Genomic DNA, 16420 nt, shown 5'->3' on the forward strand with positions numbered 1-16420 from the left:
TCGGGCATGGGCCCGGACGCGGTCCAGAAGCTGAACGACGGCGGCATCTACCACTTCTGGCAGATCGCCGCGATGACCCCGGCCGACGTGACCAAGATCGACCACGACCTGAAGCTCGGCGGCAAGATCGATCGCGAGGGCTGGGTCGCCCAGGCTCGCGATCTCGCCGACGCGTAATTCGGTCGCGATCGCGGCGCGTCATCGGCGCGTCGCAATCGGGCCTCTCGATTGACGCCGGCTTCCAGACGTTAAGAGGACGCGCCGACGGCCGGAAACGGAGCGTCGGCGTTTCCCCATGCAGGCGTCCGCATCATTCCGATCCGCGGCCGGCCCCAGGGCCCGCGCCGCACCGACAGCAAGGACAAGACAGATGGCAGCGATCACCGCCGCACTCGTGAAGGAACTCCGCGACAAGACCGGCGCGGGCATGATGGACTGCAAGACCGCCCTCTCGGCGACCGACGGCAACATGGAAGCCGCCGTCGACTGGCTGCGCGCCAAGGGCCTGTCGAAGGCCGCCAAGAAGGCTGGCCGCGTCGCCGCCGAGGGCCTCGTCGCCGTCGCCGTTCAGGGCAACGAGGGCGTCGTCGTCGAGGTCAACTCGGAGACCGACTTCGTCGCGCGCAACCCGGAATTCCAGGCGCTGGCCAAGACCATCGCCGAGGTCGCGCTGGAGAAGGGCGGGGACGTCGAGGCGCTGCTCGGCCATCACTATCCCGGCGGCGGCACCGTGCAGGAGGCGATCGCCAACGCCATCGCCACCATCGGCGAGAACATGACCCTGCGCCGCGCCCATTCGCTCAAGGTCTCCTCCGGCGTCATCGGCTCCTATGTCCATGGCGCGATCACCGAGGGCCTCGGCAAGATCGGCGTCATCGTCGCGCTGGAAACGACCGCCAAGTCTGACGAACTCGCGACGCTCGGCCGCCAGCTCGCCATGCATGTCGCCGCCACCAACCCGGTCGCGCTCGACCTGGCTTCGGTCGCCCCGGAGGTTCTGGAGCGCGAGAAGGCGATCCTGGCCGAGAAGAACGCCGGCAAGCCCGCCAATGTGCTCGAGAAGATCACCGAGAGCGGCCTAAAGAGCTACGCCAAGGAAAACTGCCTGCTCGAGCAGGTCTATATCCATGACGGCTCGAAGTCGGTCTCGCAGGTGCTCAAGGAGATCGAGGGCAAGGTCGGCGCTCCGGTGAAGCTCACCGGCTTGGTCCGCTATGCGCTCGGCGAAGGCATCGAGAAGGAAGAGCAGGATTTCGCGGCGGAAGTCGCCGCCGCCGGCGGCACCACGGGCTGATCGGCGAGCTGCACCGCGCGGGCTTTCGGCAACGGTGTGCTCGCGCGTTTTCCGGGCTGACAAGCCCGGCCCGAAATGACAGAAAGGCCGCGCCTCGCGCGGCCTTTTTTCATGGCGCGCGGCGGGGCCTGCCTATCCAGATGATGCCTGCCCCAATCACGGAGAGCCCCACGATGAGACCCAAGCGCGTGCTCGTGAAGCTGTCCGGAGAGGCCCTGGCGGGGCCGCAGGGCTATGGGCTGGACGGCGTCACCCTGACGGCGCTCGCGGCGGACATCGCTCATGCGGCGCATGAGGGCGTCGAGATCGGCATCGTCGTGGGCGGTGGGAACTTCTTCCGAGGCGTGCAGGGTCTCAACAAGGGCCTCGATCGCACGAGCGCCGATTCCATCGGCATGCTCGGCACGGTGATGAACGCGCTCGCGCTCGAACATGCGATCGAAAGCGCCGGCGCGCCGGCCCGCGCGATGTCGGCGGTGCCCATGCCCTCGCTGTGCGAAAGCTACGCCCGCAAGCGCGCGCTCGACCATCTGACCAACGGCAAGGTGGTGATCCTCGGCGGCGGCACCGGCAATCCCTATTTCACTACCGATACCGGCGCGGCCCTGCGCGCGGCCGAACTGGGTTGCTCGCATCTGCTCAAGGCGACGCAGGTGGACGGGGTCTACAGCGCCGATCCAAAGAAGGACCCGACCGCGACGCGCTATGACAGCCTGACCCATGAGGAGGCGATCCGCCGCGACCTCAAGGTGATGGACACCGCCGCGTTCGCGCTGGCGCGCGATTCCGGCCTGACCATCGTCGTCTTCTCAATCGCCGAGAAGGGTGCGCTCGCGGCCGTGCTGCGCGGCGAGGGGCGAGCCACCTATGTGACGCCTTGACGGGTCAATAGGTCGTCCAGAGGCCGGGCGTCACCCATTCGAGCAGGTGCCCGTCCGGGTCCCGGACATAGAGGCTGGTGCCGCCACGCGGCCAGCGCCGCCGGCCTTCGATGTCGATGCCGAGTTCCGCGAGTCGCCGCTCCCAGGGCTCCAGATCTTCGGCGTCGATCGCGAACGCGATATGGAGCGGCCCGCTGCCGTCATGGGGCGGAATGATGCCGTCCGGCGAAACCTGGCTTTCCAGGCAAGAGCCGCGCTGGAAGAGCAGCAGCACACTCTGGCCGCCCACGTCATAGGCGTAGAGATTGCCGCTCTCGAAGAGGGGCGCCAGCCCGAGCTTGCCTTCATAGAAGGCACGGGCGCGGTCCAGGTCATCGACATAGAGCGCGGTTTCGAGGATACGATTCAGGCGTGGCATGCCGGTCTCCGTGGAGGCGATGCGAAAGGCGAGACCCTGACCGAGCCGTTCGGACAGCCGGGACTCACCGCTACGAGCATGTAATTCTTGACCATGGGCGCCCTCGCGGCCATGGTCGCGCCGATTTTTGAATGATCCGCAAGGTTGTCATTGCAATGGCCCAGCCGAACTTCGATCTCGCCGACCTCAAGCGCCGCATGGCCGGCGCCGTGCAGTCCTTCAAGAGCGACCTCGCTTCGCTGCGCACCGGGCGCGCCTCGGCCAATATCCTCGACCCGATCACGGTGGAGGCCTATGGCGCGCGCACGCCGCTCTCCCAGCTCGCCACGGTCAGCGTTCCCGAGCCGCGCCTGCTCAGCGTGCAGGTCTGGGACCGCTCGATGACGAATGCCGTCGAGAAGGCGATCCGCGAATCCGATCTCGGCCTCAACCCGCAGACGGAAGGCCAGGTCCTGCGCATCCGCATCCCGGAGCTGAACGAGCAGCGCCGCAAGGAGATGGTGAAGGTCGCGCATAAATACGCCGAGGAATCGAAGGTCGCGGTCCGCCATGTGCGCCGCGACGGCATCGACGTGGTCAAGAAGCTGGAGAAGGACGGCGACATGACCAAGGACGACGCCGCCAAGAATTCCGACCTCGTCCAGAAGGCGACCGACCAGCATATCGGCGAGATCGACCAGGCGCTGGCGGCGAAGGAAAAGGAAATCCTGCACGTCTGAGCCGCACATCGCCCGCGGGCAGGCTGCTGCACGAAACCGGCAAGGCCCAGAGAGGCTCCTCCGCATGTCATCCCAGCCCGAGACGGGCCTTCCGAATCCGAGCCATGTCGCCATCATCATGGACGGCAATGGCCGCTGGGCGAAGATGCGCGGCCTGCCGCGGCAGGAGGGACATCGCCGTGGGCTCGAGGCGCTGCGGCGCACGGTGCGCAACGCCGCCGATCTGGGCCTCTCCGTCCTGACCCTCTACAGCTTCTCGACCGAGAACTGGCGCCGGCCCCATGCCGAGGTCAGCTTCCTGATGGGGCTGCTCAAGCACTTCGTCGAGAAGGACCTGTCGGAGCTGGCGGCCGCCAATGTGCGGGTGCGCATCATCGGCAACCGCGAGGATCTGCCGGCGGATCTGCGCCGGCTGGTCGAGCATGCCGAGACGCGCACAACAGGCAATACCGGGCTGATCCTCGCGATCGCCTTCAATTATGGTGCGCGCGACGAGATCCTGCGTGCGGCGCGCCGGCTCGCGGCGGAGGTCGCGGCCGGACGGCTCGATCCGGCGGCGATCGACGAGGCGGCCCTGTCCAGCCGGCTCGACACGCATGACCTGCCCGATCCCGAACTGGTGATCCGCACCTCCGGCGAGAGCCGAATTTCCAATTTCCTGCTCTGGCAGTCGGCCTATGCCGAGTTCGTCTTCACGCCCGTGCTCTGGCCGGATTTCGACCGCGCCGCCTTCGAGGATGCTCTGGCCCAGTACCGGCAGCGCGAGCGGCGCTTCGGGGGCCTGGCGGCGGTGCCCGCCCGCAATGCGGACGTGGCGTGAGCGGGCCTCATCCGGCCATGCCCAAGCCGGGCGGCGAACTGAAGCTGCGGGTCGTCTCGGCGCTCGTGCTGGCAGGCGGCATCCTCGCCGCCACGCTCTGGGGCGGCTGGTTCTTCCGGATCGTCTGGGTGCTCGTGGCCGGGGTCGTCGCCTATGAATGGCTGTCGATCGTGCGCGGGGCCCATGCCGTCGCGGGCGCGGTCGGCGTCGTCGCCGCGGGGCTGGTACTGGCGCTGCTGCCGCTGTCGCCCCAGGCTCTGGCGGGCGTCGCGGCCGTCGCCGCGCTTGCCGGCGCCGCCGCCGCGCCGAAGCTGACCTCCCGGCTGGCGCTGGAGCTGTGCGGCGTCGCCTATGCGCTCGCCTTCGGCCTGATCGCGCCGGCCTTGCGGGACTGGCCGCAGATCGGGCTCGCGATCATCCTGTGGAGCTTCGCCGTCGTCTGGCTCACCGATATCGCCGCCTATTTCACCGGGCGCAGGCTGGGCGGACCGAAGCTGATGCCGCGCGTCAGCCCGAAGAAGACATGGTCGGGCGCCATTGGCGGCACATTGGCCGGCGTGCTCAGCGGCTGCCTCGTCTGGGCCTGGTTCGGTCCGGGGGCGGCGGGGCCGTCGATGCTCTTCGTGGCGCTGGCCTCGCTCCTGGCCTCGATCGCCAGCCAGGCCGGCGATCTCTACGAATCGGCGCTGAAGCGGCGCTTCGACACCAAGGATTCCAGCGGGCTCATCCCCGGTCATGGCGGTTTCCTCGACCGGCTGGACGGCTATTGGGCGGTGCTCGTGCTCGCCGGTCTCGCTCTCTTCGTCTTCCATCTTTCTCTCTGACAGCGATGACCCTGCGTTCCGTGACCCTTCTGGGAGCGACCGGCTCCGTCGGCCGTTCCGTCTGCGACGTGGTCGCCGAAAATCCCGAAAGGCTGGCGATCGAGACCGTGGTGGGCGGGCGAGATGCCGCCGCGCTCGCCGCGCTGGCGCGGCAGACCGGCGCACGCTTCGCAGCCCTGGCGGACGAGACGGCGGGTGAGGCGCTGCGCGCGGCGCTGGCGGGCAGCGGCATTGCCAACGGGGCAGGGCGCGGCGCCGTACTGGAGGCCGTCGCACGCCCGGCCGACATCGTGGTGAGCGCCATTTCGGGCGCTGCCGGGCTGGAGGCGACCTTTGCGGCGCTGGCGCCGGGGCGGGCGCTGGCGCTCGCGAACAAGGAGAGTCTCGTCTGCGCGGGCGAGGCGGTGATGGCGCGGGCGCAGGCGGTAGGCGCGCGGCTGCTCCCGCTCGATTCCGAACACAATGCGCTCCATCAGGTGCTGGGTGGCGAGCCGATCTCGGCCGTGCGCGGGATGACGCTGACCGCCTCGGGCGGGCCGTTCCGCAGCTGGAGCGCCGCTGAGATCGCCGAGGCCCGGCCCGAACAGGCGCTGAAGCACCCCAATTACGCGATGGGGGCCAAGATCACGATCGACTCCGCCAGCATGATGAACAAGGGGCTGGAACTGATCGAGGCACGGTTCCTCTTCGGCCTGCGCCCGGACCAGCTCGACGTGCTCGTCCACCCCCAGCAGATCGTCCACGGGCTGGTGACCTTCCGCGACGGCTCCGTCAGCGCGGGCATGGCGGTTCCGGACATGCGCGTGGCGGCGGCCCATTGCCTCGGCCTCGACGGGCGGCTCGACGCGCCGCCGACGCGCTTCTTCGACCTCGCCTTGCAGGAGCCGCTGGCCTTCGAGCGGCCGGATCTGGTGCGCTTTCCGGCCTTGGCACTGGCGATGGCCGCCCTGGCGGCCGGAGGCGCCCAGCCCGCGATCCTCAACGCTGCCAACGAGGTCGCCGTCGCCGCTTTCCTGGCAGGGCGAATCGCCTTTCCCGGCATCCCAGCGCTGGTCGACGCGGTCTGTGCCGAAGCAGCCTCGGCCCGGTGGTCCGCGCCGCGCGACATCGCCGAGGCGCTGGCCATTGACCATGATGCGCGCCGGCGTGCCGCCGCGCTCTTGTCGCAGGGGCCGTTCGCTGTCACCTAAGTCATCGACATGATCCGACGCATCGGCACCCTGCCGGAGCATCGCGATCGCCCCGCTCGGACGCGCGCTGGTCCAAAAGGGGGAACCGGGAGCGTTTGATGGATATTCTGGCCTCTTTCGGCAGCGGCGTGCAGTTCGTTCTCGGCTATCTGGTGCCGTTCCTGTTCGTGCTGACGCTGGTCGTGTTCATCCACGAGCTCGGGCATTTCCTCGTCGGCCGCTGGTGTGGGGTCGACGTCAAAACCTTCTCCATCGGCTTCGGCCGCGAACTCTTCGGCTTCTACGACCGCCACGGCACGCGCTGGCGCTTCGCGCTGATTCCGCTCGGCGGCTATGTGAAGTTCGCGGGGGATGCCGACGCAGCCAGTGCTCCCGATCAGGAAGCGGTCGGAAAGATGACGCCGCAGGAGCGCGAGCGCTCCTTCCCGGCGCAGTCGATCGGCGAACGCGCCGCCATCGTCGCGGCGGGGCCGATCGCCAATTTCATCCTCGCCATCGCGATCTTCGCCGCCTCGGCCTTTTTCTTCGGCAAGCAGGTGCTCAGCCCGCGGGTGGATTCCCTCGTGGCCGGGAGCGCCGCCGAGCAGGCCGGGCTGAAGCCCGGCGACCTCGTCATCGCCATCGACGGCCAGCAGGTCGCCAGTTTCGGCGACATGCAACGCATCATCTCGATGCGGCCCGGCGAAAAGCTGCCGGTCACCGTCTCGCGCTCTGGGCAGGAGGTCACGCTGGCGGTGACGCCCGCCCTGTCTGAGATCGATTCGCCGATCGGCAAGCAGCGCATCGGCGTCATCGGCGTGAAGGCGTCGTCGCGGCCCGAGGACTGGAAGAAGCAGGATTTCGGCGTCGTCGATTCGCTGCGCCAGGGCGTGGTCGAGAGCTGGTTCATCGTGTCCCAGACCTATGACTACGTCTCCCGGCTGGTGCAGGGCCGGGCCTCGACCGACCAGCTCTCCGGGCCGATCCGCATCGCGCAGGTGTCGGGCGCCGTGGCCTCCAATGCCGGCTTCCTGGGGCTGCTCAACCTCGCGGCCGTGCTCTCCGTCTCGATCGGGCTGATGAACCTCCTGCCGGTGCCGATGCTCGATGGCGGGCATCTGATGTTCTATCTCTACGAGGCGCTGCGAGGGCGCCCGCTCAGCCCCAGGGCGCAGGAAATCGGCTTCCGGCTGGGCCTCGCGCTGGTTTTGATGCTCATGCTCTTCGTGACGTGGAACGACCTCGTGCATGTGCGCGGGCTGCTCTGACTCCGTCGCATGCCGGCCCTGGCCGGTTCCCGGGCCCGTGACCTTCCAGCCACGAGCCTCCTAAAAATACTTTGTTAACGATGATGGCGGTTTGCACCCGCCGGGAAACTTTGTAGAAGCAATCGCACTGCAAATGTCCCGTATTGCCGTCTGCCGATGGCGATCCCCGTTCGGGGTGGCGACCAGAGAAATGGAATAGGCGACCCGATGACGTCGACCCTAAAGAGCCGGACGACCAAGGCGGCTCTCTCGCGATCGATCGGACTTTCGGCTTTGATTCTGGCCGTGAGTGGTGGTGTAGCGTTCGCGCAGGCCGTGACGGTGCGCGGCAACCAGCGCGTGGATGCGGAGACGATCCGCTCCTATGCGCAGGGCCGCGACAACCCGCAGGAGATTCGCGAGAGCCTGCTGGCGACCGGCATGTTCAGCAGCGTCCAGGTCAGCCGCAGCGGCGGCGGCTATGTGATCGCGGTGCGCGAGCAGGGCGGCACCGTCAACCGCGTCGCCTTCGAGGGCAACAAGCGCCTCAAGAGCGACCAGCTGTCCCCGATCGTGCAGTCGCGCACCGGCGGCCCGGTCAACCAGACGCTGATCAATTCCGATGCCGAGCGCATCAAGGAAGCCTATCGCCGCGTCGGCTACGGCCTGTCCTCGGTGACCGGCCGCGTGGTGACGCTGCCGAATGGTCGCGAGGACGTGGTCTTCACGATCAACGAGAGCGGCAAGACCGGCATCAAGCAGATCAACTTCGCCGGCAACAACGTCTATTCCGCAGGCCGCCTGCGCGGCCTGATGCAGTCGACCGAGTCGAACTTCCTGAGCTGGATCAAGACCTCAGACGTCTATGATCCGGACCGGATCAATTCCGACCTCGACCTGATCCGCCGCTTCTACCTCAAGAACGGCTATGCCGACTTCCAGATCGTCAACGAGACGGCGCGCTTCGACGAGGCCGCCGGCGGCTGGATCATCGACATCTCGGTGTCGGAAGGCCCGCAATACAAGGTCGGCAACGTTGCGGTCGATTCCTCGCTGCGCGACGTCGATGCGGGGCGCCTGCGCCGCTATGTCGCCACCTCGACGGGCGACACTTATAATGCCGAGGCGGTCGAGAAGTCGCTCGTCGCGCTGACGACCGAAGTCTCCCGCGACGGTCATCCCTTCGCGCAGGTCCGCCCGCGCGGCGACCGTGACGCGGCCGGCAACCTCATCGGCATCACCTATGTCATCGACGAGGGCCCGCGGGTCTATGTCGAGCGCATCAATGTGCGCGGCAACACCCGCACCCGCGACTATGTCGTCCGCCGCGAGCTCGATTTGGGCGAGGGCGACGCCTACAACAAGGTGATGGTGGACCGCGCCGAGCGCCGCCTGAATAATCTGGGCTTCTTCAACAAGGTCCGCATCACCAACGAGCCGGGCTCGGCGCCTGACCGCGTCGTCGTGAACGTCGACGTCGAGGACAAGGCGACCGGTTCGTTCTCGATCGCCGGCGGCTACTCGACCTCGGACGGCGTCATCGGCGAAGTGTCGCTGTCGGAGTCGAACTTCCTCGGCCGCGGCCAGTTCGTCCGCATCGCCGGCACGCTCGGCCAGCGCACCCAGGGCGTCGATTTCTCCTTCACCGAGCCGTATTTCCTCGGCTATCGCGTGGCGGCGGGTATCGACCTGTTCTCGAAGTATCAGGACAATTACAACACCGGCCGCTATTCGAGCCGCGTGACGGGTGGCCAGCTGCGCTTCACCTTCCCGATCACGGAAGAGTTCTCGATCACGCCGCGCTATTCGATCTACACGACCGAGATCAAGATCCCGAACACGGTCACCAACCCTTATAACGACTGTACCTTCCCGATCGCGGGCATCACGCCCACCGGCGGGGCGAACACGGTCTATAACTGCGTGACCAACGGCGAAGCGTCGGTGGCGGTCAAGGAAGCGCAGGGCTCGACCCTGACCTCGCTGGTCGGCCTGAACTTCAACTACAACTCGCTCGACAATGTGCAGACCCCGCGCAACGGCTTCGTCGCCGAGCTAAAGCCCGAATTCGCCGGCCTCGGCGGCGATTCGAAGTTCCTGCGCATCGCGGCCGATGCCCGCTATTATCGCGAGATCTTCGACGATATCGTCGGTTTCCTGCGCGTCCAGGGCGGTCACGTCCAGGCGACCAGCGGCAATCTGCGCATGGCCGATCACTACTTCCTCGGCCCGTCACTGGTTCGCGGCTTCGCCGCCTCCGGCATCGGCCCGCGCGACGTGCGCAACGATCCGACGGCGAACGCGCTGGGCGGCACGAGCTATTTCGGCGGCACCGCCGAGATCCAGTTCCCGCTGTTCGGCCTGCCGCGTGACCTCGGCCTACGTGGCGCGGTCTTCGCCGATGCCGGCACGCTGTTCAACTATGATGGCGGAACGACCGTGTTCAACGCCTGCCCCGCCGGGTCCAGCGCCCGCCAGTTCAATGTCGTGACGGGTGGCGCCCAGTCCAACATCGCCTGTGTGCGCGACAAGAACGTCCTGCGCTCCTCGGTCGGCGTCAGCCTGCTCTGGCAGTCGCCGCTCGGCCCGATCCGGTTCGACTACGCTTACGCACTGACCTACGACAAGGGCCAGATCGGCACCGATCCGCTGACGGGCCTTACCGGGAAGTACGGCGGCGACCGCCTCCAGGCCTTCCGTTTCTCGGGCGGCACGCGCTTCTGACGATGCGGGGCTTGTGCCCCGCTTCGACTTTTCCGATGACAGAACCTGTTTTCTTCCCGATCGCGACCTCGCTGACACTCGGCGAGGTCGCATCTTCTTGCGGCATCACGCTTCCGGACGGCGCCGACCCGTCGCGGCCGGTCTCCGGCGCGGCTGCGCTGGAGACCGCCGGCGCGGGCGATCTGGCCTATATGGACAACCCCAAATATGTCGAGGCGCTCGCCGCCACGGCTGCCGGGGCCGTCCTGATCTCGCCGCGCTTTGCCGAGCGCGTGCCGGCTTCGGTCGTCGCGCTGGTCACGCCGACGCCCTATCATCTCTTCGCGCGCATTCTCTCCCGGTTCTTCCCTTCGGCCCTGCGGCCGCAATCGGCCTTCGCCGCGCAGGGCGTGGCGCCGGGCGCCGTGGTCCACGCCACGGCCGTGCTCGAGCCGGGCGTGACGGTCGATCCCGGCGCCGTCATCGGCCCTGGCGCCGAGATCGGGGCCGGCACGGTGATCTCGGCCCATGCGGTCATCGGTCCGCAGGTGCGGATCGGCCGCGATTGCGCGATCGGGGCGGGGGCCTCGATCCAGGCTTCGCTGATCGGCAACCGCGTCATCATTCATCCGGGTGCGCGCATCGGGCAGGACGGCTTCGGCTTCGCGATGAGCCCAAAGGGTCACATGAAGGTGCCGCAGATCGGCCGTGTGATCGTGCAGGACGATGTCGAGATCGGCGCCAATAGCTGCATCGACCGCGGCGCCAGCCGCGACACGGTGATCGGTGAAGGCACGAAGATCGATAATCTCGTGCAGGTCGGGCATAATTGCGTGATCGGGCGCCATTGCGTCATCTGCGCGCAGGTCGGCATGGCGGGCTCCACCACCCTGGAGGATTTCGCGGTGCTGGGCGGGCAGGTCGGTCTCGCCGGCCATCTGACGATCGGCGCGGGCGCTCAGATCGCGGCGCAGAGCGGCGTTGCCGGCGATGTGCCACGCGGGGCTCGCTTCGGCGGCTACCCGGCGCAGCCGGCGCTGAACTGGGCGCGCGAGAGCGCCTGGCTGAAGGCGGCGGTCGCCAGGCGCGGCCGCAAGGACGAGACGCCCAAGGGCTGATCCCGCCATCGGCCCGGGACGGGGTCTGCGGCGCGATATTTCGGTTGCCCAAGCGGCTCGATGTCCGGCAAACGGACGGTGAAAGACGGTGGCATCGGCTCGCTCGCACGGGCCCTTGCAGAGAGACGAGCAAGGCGCGTGGCGCAAGCGCCGCGCTGCGGGAGAGTGAAGGCGATGAGCGAGCCGAAGACCACGCTGGATGTCATCGACATCCAGCAGATCATGACCTGCATTCCCCACCGTTACCCGTTTCTGCTGGTCGATCGCGTGGTCGAGATCAATGGCGAGGAATCGGGCGTCGGCATCAAGAACGTCACGGCCAACGAACCTCAATTCACCGGGCATTTTCCCGGCCGGCCGGTTTTTCCGGGCGTCCTGATGATCGAGGCGATGGCGCAGACGGCGGGCGTGCTGGTGGTTTCGGCCCGTGGCGTCGGCGAGCAGCAGGTCAACACCGTGCTGTTCACCACCATCGACAAGGCGAAGTTCCGCAAGCCGGTGACGCCGGGCGATCAGATCCGTTTCCACCTCACCAAGACCGCGCGCCGCCGCAACATCTGGTTCTATCGCGGTGAGGCGCGCGTGGACGGCGTGCTGGTCGCGGAGGCGGAGATCTCCGCCATGGTGTCCTGAGCGGCGCGGGACGGACTTGAAGCCCCGTGGCGCAGACGGCCTGCGACGGGGCTGCTGAAGGAATGCCGGCAAGGACGAGCGCAGGCGCATGAGCGTTTCCATCCATCCGATGTCGATCGTCGATCCCAAGGCGCAACTGGCCGAGGGCGTGACCATCGGCCCGTTCTGCACAGTCGGCCCGGACGCGGTGCTCGGAGAGGGCGTCGAGCTGGTCAGCCATGTCGTGGTGGCCGGCCGCACGACGATCGGCCCGCGCACCCGGATCTTTCCCTTTGCCTCGATCGGCCATCCGCCGCAGGACGTGAAATATCGCGGCGAGCCCTCGACGCTGACGATCGGCGCCGATTGCCAGATCCGCGAAGGCGTGACGATGAATCCGGGCACGGAGGGCGGCCGTATGGAGACGGTCGTCGGCGATCGCTGCTTCTTCCTTGCCAATTCGCATGTCGGGCATGACAGTCGGCTCGGCAACAACATCATCTTTTCCAACAATGTGATGTGCGCCGGCCATGTCACGATCGGTCATTTCGCGATTCTCAGCGGCGGCTGCGGCGTGCAGCAATTCGTCCGCATCGGCGACCATGCCTTCATCGGTGGCGGGGCCGGCGTGATGAGCGACGTCATTCCCTTCGGCATGGTGCGCGACAATCCGGCCCATCTAGCGGGGCTGAACCTCGTCGGCCTCAAGCGCCGCGGCTTCTCGCGCGAGCAGATCCACGAGTTGCGCCGCGCCTACCGCCTGCTCTTCGCCGATGAGGGCACGCTCGCAGAGCGCGTCGAGGACGTGGCGTCCGAATTCGCCGAGCATCCGCTGATCCACGAGATTCTCGATTTCATCCGGCAGGGCGACAAGGGCATCGTGATCCCTCGCGATCTCGCGCTCGTGGACCGGTGAAGCCTGGCGGCGACGCTGCGGCCGGTCCTGCGGGGCCGCTCGCCCTGATCGCCGGCGGGGGCGACTACCCGCCCGCGTTGGCGCGGATCGTGACTCGGCGGGGGAGCGGCATCTTCATCGCCGCGATCGAGGGTGTCGCCGATCCGCAGGCTTATGGCGACGCGCCGCTCACGGTCTATCGCCTCGGCCAGCTCGGCAGCCTCATCGACGATCTGCGCCGGGCCGGCATCGCCGACCTCGTCATGCTGGGCGCTCTGCCGCGGCCGAGCTTCGGCTCGTTGCGGCCCGAACTGGCGACGCTGCGCTACATGCCCTATTTCGCCAAGGCGTTCCGGGGCGGGGACGATCACCTGCTCAGCGGCGTGGTGCGCTTCTTCGAGCAGCAGGGTTTTCAAGTCCATGGCCCGGCGGACATTGCGCCTGAGCTCGCCATGCCGGCAGGCCCGCTCGGGCGCCACCGCGTCACACCGGCCCAGCGCGAGGTGATTGCTCGCGGGTTTTCGCTGATCGAGGCGCTTTCGCCTTTCGATGTCGGTCAGGCGGCGATTCTCGCCGATCACCGCATCGTCGCGATCGAGGCCGCCGAGGGCACGGATGCGATGATCGCCCGGGTCGGCGATCTGGTTCAGCGCCGCCGCCTGAAGCTCTCCGACGGCGACGGCATCCTGGTCAAGGCACCGAAGGCGAAGCAGGATCTGCGCGTCGACATGCCGGCGATCGGGCAGCAGACGCTGCGCAACGTCAAGGCCGCCGGGCTGGCGGGCATCGCGGTGCGGGCGGGGCAGGTCCTCGTCGGGGATCGCGCCGTGCTCGGCCGGTTGGCCGACGAGCTCGGCCTTTTCGTCGAGGGGATCGCCTGATGCGCCCGTTCCGGCTGGCGATCATTGCCGGGGAGGCGTCCGGCGATGCGCTGGCGCTGCGGTTCCTGGCGCAGCTGCGCCGGAGGCTGGGCGAGCGGGAGATCGTGCTGTGCGGCGTCGGCGATCACGGTCTGCCGGAGGCCGGGCTGCAGACGCTGTTCCCCCAGGCGGACATCGCGGTGATGGGCTTCGGGCCGGTGATCGCTCGCCTGCCGCTGCTGCTGCGCCGGATGGAGGATGCCGCGCGCGGCATCGTCGCCTTCGAGCCCGACCTGCTTTTGACGATCGACAGCCCGGATTTCTGCCTGCGCGTCGCGAAGAAGGTCAGGGCGCGGGCGCCCACCATCCCGATCGTGCATTGGGTCTGCCCCAGCGTCTGGGCCTGGCGATCCGGCCGCGCGCGAAAGATGGCGCCGCATGTCGACCGGATTCTCGCGCTCCTGCCCTTCGAGCCCGAAGCGCTGGCGCGGTTGCAGGGGCCGGAGACGGTCTATGTCGGGCATCCGCTGATGGAGAGGCTGGCCGAGTTCCGGCCCGGCACCGCGCAGGAACGGCAGCAGCGCGAGGAGGCCATGCGCCCGCTGGTGCTGGTGCTGCCCGGCAGCCGGCGCTCGGAAATCCAGCATCTCATGCCCGTCTTCGGCGCGGCGGTTGCGAAGGTCGCGGCCTCGGTTCCCGGCGCCCGCTTCGTGCTGCCGGCAGTCACACGGCTCCAGCCGATGATCGAGGCAGCGTCGGGGCAATGGCCGGTAAAGCCCGAGATCGTTACTGGCGAAGCCGCCAAGCTCACGGCTTTCCGGCATGCTCGCGCCGCTCTCGCCGCCTCCGGAACGGTCACGCTCGAGCTCGCCCTGTCGCAGGTGCCGACCGTCGCGGCCTATCGCGGTGCGGCCTGGGAGGCCGTGCTGGCCCGCAAGCTCGTCAAGCTCCCGAGCGTGATCCTGCCCAATCTCATCCTCGGCCGGAATGTCGTGCCCGAATTCATCCAGGAAGAGGCCACCGCCGAAGCGCTGAGCCGGCATCTGCTGGCGGCGCTGGCGGAAGGGCCGGCGCGGGGCGCGCAGCTGCAGGGATTTGCCGAGGTCGAGACCATCATGCGCTCGGCGGGAGAAAGCCCGGCGGCCAACGCGGTCGAAGCCGCGCTGGCCGTGGTGGAGCGGATGAGCGGACGGCCGGTGCTCAGCGCTTAGAGCATCCTGCGTCCGAACGGCCGCAGTCACCATGGCCGAGCTGATCGCTCTGTCTCAGGGGGCTGCGAGACGCCGCGTCATCCCGCATTTCCCCTGGTATCCATCGAAGGGCTTTGGAGCGCTCCGATGGATACCGCAGCTGCGGCATGACGCGGCTTGCCTGAAAGCCCGACCTCTCTTACTCGACCACCGCGCCGGAGGCCTTGGCGATCGGGCCCCATTTGGCCAGCTCGACCTTGACGTGCTCGGCGAGCTGGGCGGGCGTCGAGCCGACGATGTCGGCGCTGACATCGTTGAGGCGCTGCTTGACCAGCGGGTCCTTCAGGGCGGCGTTTGCGGCCTCGTTCAGCTTGGCGACGACCGCATCAGGCATCTTGGCGGGGCCGAACAGGGCGTTCCAGGTATAGGTCTCGTAGCCGGTAAGGCCGCTCTCGGCGATCGTCGGCACGTCCGGGAAGGAACTGACGCGCTCCTTCGTCGTCACGCCGATCGCCCTGAGCTGGCCGGAGCGGATGAAGCCGGCCGAGGAGGGCAGGTTGTCGAACATGATCGGGACCGTGCCGGCGACGACATCATTGAGGGCCGGGCCCGCGCCGCGATAGGGCACATGCGCCATCTTGACCCCGGCCATCGACTTGAACAGCTCGCCGGAGAGATGCAGCGGCGTGCCGACGCCTGAGGAGGCGTAGGCGTATTTGTCCGGATTGGCCTTCAGGACTTCGATGACCTCCTTCACCGTCTTGGCCGGGAAGTTCGGATTGACCACCATGACGTTCGGCACGATGGCGAGCAGCGAGATCGGCGTGAAATCCTTGACCGCGTCGAAGGTCACCGTCTTGAGAATGGCGGGGTTGAGCGCATGGGTCGAGATGGTGCCCAGCAGCAGCGTGTAGCCGTCCGGGTTGGCGCGGGCGACCGCGGTAGAGCCGACATTGCCGCCGGCGCCGGCACGGTTCTCGATCACGACGTTCTGGCCGAGGATCTCGGACATCTTCTGCCCGACCAGCCGGCCGACGATGTCCGTCGAGCCGCCGGCGGCGAAGGGCACGACCAGCGTGATCGGGCGAGTCGGAAAGGCGCCCTGGGCGGAAGCGCCGCTGCCGGCCAAGGCGGCAGCGCCGGCCCCGATCAGAAAGGAACGCCGGTCGAAACTGGAATTCGGCATCGCTTGAAATCCTCCCGTCGCGTCGGTCATGGGCCGCTCATCGCCGGCCCCGCCGCGTCATCTTGCACAAAGCTACCGCGCGCGCATCCGAGGGCTGCGCGTTATGCGGATCGTAGCCGAGTTTAAGCGCCGGGCCGGGGCCGTCACCCCCGCAAAAAGGATCAATCCAGCGCAATAAAAAAGGCGCGGCGGAGATCCGCCGCGCCCTCTGGGATGTCTTCGTCAGGACTTTCTTCGTCCAGGCTCAGCGGCGGCCGATGGGGGTGTAATCGCGCTTCGGCGAGCCGGTGTAGAGCTGGCGCGGACGGCCGATGCGCTGGGACGGATCCTCGATCATCTCCTTCCACTGCGCGATCCAGCCGACCGTGCGGGCGACGGCGAAGAGCACGGTGAACATGGTGGTGGGGAAGCCCATCGCCTTGAGGGTGATGCCCGAATAGAAGTCGATGTTCGGGTAGAGCTTCTTCTCGATGAAGTACTCGTC

The 16420-nt window shown here is 67.8% G+C and carries 16 protein-coding genes and 1 pseudogene; 14 read left to right on the forward strand and 3 right to left on the reverse strand.

The window, feature by feature from the left end:
- The 3 genes and pseudogenes from rpsB to pyrH form a co-directional block, all read left to right on the forward strand.
- A pseudogene (gene rpsB, locus ACOJTB_RS17475) lies at positions 1–177 on the forward strand (30S ribosomal protein S2); the annotation flags it as partial.
- Positions 178–370: 193 nt separating this feature from the next.
- The gene (tsf, locus tag ACOJTB_RS17480) at positions 371–1294 is read left to right on the forward strand and encodes a translation elongation factor Ts (protein ID WP_420103801.1); all 924 of its coding nucleotides are present in this window, start codon (positions 371–373) and stop codon (positions 1292–1294) included.
- A 173-nt stretch (positions 1295–1467) separates the two neighbouring features.
- The gene (pyrH, locus tag ACOJTB_RS17485; RefSeq protein WP_420103802.1) at positions 1468–2175 is read left to right on the forward strand and encodes a UMP kinase; all 708 of its coding nucleotides are present in this window, start codon (positions 1468–1470) and stop codon (positions 2173–2175) included.
- Between the two features lie 4 nt (positions 2176–2179).
- Here pyrH and ACOJTB_RS17490 read toward each other — a convergent pair whose 3' ends face one another.
- The gene (locus ACOJTB_RS17490) at positions 2180–2593 is read right to left on the reverse strand and encodes a VOC family protein (RefSeq protein ID WP_420103803.1); all 414 of its coding nucleotides are present in this window, start codon (positions 2591–2593) and stop codon (positions 2180–2182) included.
- A 155-nt stretch (positions 2594–2748) separates the two neighbouring features.
- Here ACOJTB_RS17490 and frr point away from each other — a divergent pair, with 155 nt between their 5' ends.
- The 11 genes from frr (at position 2749) to lpxB (ending at position 14771) form a co-directional block, all read left to right on the forward strand.
- Positions 2749–3312: a ribosome recycling factor gene (frr, locus tag ACOJTB_RS17495; RefSeq protein ID WP_420103816.1), complete on the forward strand. Its 564-nt coding sequence runs from the start codon at positions 2749–2751 to the stop codon at positions 3310–3312.
- A 64-nt stretch (positions 3313–3376) separates the two neighbouring features.
- A complete protein-coding gene (locus ACOJTB_RS17500; protein WP_420103804.1) occupies positions 3377–4132 on the forward strand; it encodes an isoprenyl transferase in 756 nt (251 codons plus the stop codon).
- Positions 4129–4956, forward strand: a complete 828-nt coding sequence (locus tag ACOJTB_RS17505) for a phosphatidate cytidylyltransferase (protein WP_420103805.1) — start codon at positions 4129–4131, stop codon at positions 4954–4956. Before ACOJTB_RS17500 ends, ACOJTB_RS17505 begins: the two co-directional genes overlap by 4 nt.
- 5 nt (positions 4957–4961) lie before the next feature.
- Positions 4962–6146 carry a 1-deoxy-D-xylulose-5-phosphate reductoisomerase gene (dxr, locus tag ACOJTB_RS17510; protein WP_420103806.1) on the forward strand — a complete coding sequence of 395 codons (1185 nt, stop codon included), beginning with the start codon at positions 4962–4964 and terminating at the stop codon, positions 6144–6146.
- Positions 6147–6244: 98 nt separating this feature from the next.
- Positions 6245–7393: an RIP metalloprotease RseP gene (gene rseP, locus ACOJTB_RS17515; RefSeq protein ID WP_420103807.1), complete on the forward strand. Its 1149-nt coding sequence runs from the start codon at positions 6245–6247 to the stop codon at positions 7391–7393.
- Positions 7394–7600: 207 nt separating this feature from the next.
- Entirely contained in the window at positions 7601–10096 is a 2496-nt protein-coding gene (gene bamA / locus ACOJTB_RS17520) for an outer membrane protein assembly factor BamA (protein WP_420103808.1), read from the forward strand.
- 35 nt (positions 10097–10131) lie between these two features.
- Positions 10132–11193, forward strand: a complete 1062-nt coding sequence (gene lpxD, locus ACOJTB_RS17525) for a UDP-3-O-(3-hydroxymyristoyl)glucosamine N-acyltransferase (RefSeq protein ID WP_420103809.1) — start codon at positions 10132–10134, stop codon at positions 11191–11193.
- A 174-nt stretch (positions 11194–11367) separates the two neighbouring features.
- Positions 11368–11826, forward strand: coding sequence for a 3-hydroxyacyl-ACP dehydratase FabZ (gene fabZ, locus ACOJTB_RS17530; protein WP_420103810.1), 459 nt, complete (start codon positions 11368–11370; stop codon positions 11824–11826).
- Positions 11827–11914: 88 nt separating this feature from the next.
- Positions 11915–12721: an acyl-ACP--UDP-N-acetylglucosamine O-acyltransferase gene (gene lpxA / locus ACOJTB_RS17535; protein ID WP_420103811.1), complete on the forward strand. Its 807-nt coding sequence runs from the start codon at positions 11915–11917 to the stop codon at positions 12719–12721.
- Positions 12718–13581, forward strand: coding sequence for an LpxI family protein (locus tag ACOJTB_RS17540; RefSeq protein WP_420103812.1), 864 nt, complete (start codon positions 12718–12720; stop codon positions 13579–13581). The genes lpxA and ACOJTB_RS17540 overlap by 4 nt, the downstream gene beginning before the upstream one ends.
- Positions 13581–14771 (forward strand): lipid-A-disaccharide synthase, encoded by a 1191-nt coding sequence (lpxB, locus tag ACOJTB_RS17545; RefSeq protein WP_420103813.1) that lies wholly within the window; start codon positions 13581–13583, stop codon positions 14769–14771. Before ACOJTB_RS17540 ends, lpxB begins: the two co-directional genes overlap by 1 nt.
- 178 nt (positions 14772–14949) lie before the next feature.
- On the opposite strand, the gene ACOJTB_RS17550 is transcribed toward lpxB, so the two are convergent.
- Together ACOJTB_RS17550 and ACOJTB_RS17555 are read right to left on the reverse strand one after the other, a co-directional pair.
- Positions 14950–15936: a Bug family tripartite tricarboxylate transporter substrate binding protein gene (locus ACOJTB_RS17550; RefSeq protein WP_420103814.1), complete on the reverse strand. Its 987-nt coding sequence runs from the start codon at positions 15934–15936 to the stop codon at positions 14950–14952.
- Positions 15937–16180: 244 nt separating this feature from the next.
- Positions 16181–16420, reverse strand: a 240-nt coding sequence (locus tag ACOJTB_RS17555) for a citrate/2-methylcitrate synthase (protein WP_420103815.1), incomplete at its 5' end; no start/stop codon positions are given.

Source organism: Allobosea sp., assembly GCF_048595345.1.
Taxonomy (GTDB): Bacteria; Pseudomonadota; Alphaproteobacteria; order Rhizobiales; family Beijerinckiaceae; genus Allobosea.

Coding starts and splice junctions, on each gene's coding strand:
- rseP (WP_420103807.1), top strand. CDS start 6,245: ATGGATATTCTGGCCTCTTTCGGCAGCGGCGTGCAGTTCGTTCTCGGC.
- lpxA (WP_420103811.1), top strand. CDS start 11,915: ATGAGCGTTTCCATCCATCCGATGTCGATCGTCGATCCCAAGGCGCAA.
- frr (WP_420103816.1), top strand. CDS start 2,749: ATGGCCCAGCCGAACTTCGATCTCGCCGACCTCAAGCGCCGCATGGCC.
- pyrH (WP_420103802.1), top strand. CDS start 1,468: ATGAGACCCAAGCGCGTGCTCGTGAAGCTGTCCGGAGAGGCCCTGGCG.
- fabZ (WP_420103810.1), top strand. CDS start 11,368: ATGAGCGAGCCGAAGACCACGCTGGATGTCATCGACATCCAGCAGATC.
- bamA (WP_420103808.1), top strand. CDS start 7,601: ATGACGTCGACCCTAAAGAGCCGGACGACCAAGGCGGCTCTCTCGCGA.
- tsf (WP_420103801.1), top strand. CDS start 371: ATGGCAGCGATCACCGCCGCACTCGTGAAGGAACTCCGCGACAAGACC.
- ACOJTB_RS17490 (WP_420103803.1), bottom strand. CDS start 2,593: ATGCCACGCCTGAATCGTATCCTCGAAACCGCGCTCTATGTCGATGAC.
- dxr (WP_420103806.1), top strand. CDS start 4,962: ATGACCCTGCGTTCCGTGACCCTTCTGGGAGCGACCGGCTCCGTCGGC.
- lpxD (WP_420103809.1), top strand. CDS start 10,132: ATGACAGAACCTGTTTTCTTCCCGATCGCGACCTCGCTGACACTCGGC.
- ACOJTB_RS17550 (WP_420103814.1), bottom strand. CDS start 15,936: ATGCCGAATTCCAGTTTCGACCGGCGTTCCTTTCTGATCGGGGCCGGC.
- lpxB (WP_420103813.1), top strand. CDS start 13,581: ATGCGCCCGTTCCGGCTGGCGATCATTGCCGGGGAGGCGTCCGGCGAT.
- ACOJTB_RS17500 (WP_420103804.1), top strand. CDS start 3,377: ATGTCATCCCAGCCCGAGACGGGCCTTCCGAATCCGAGCCATGTCGCC.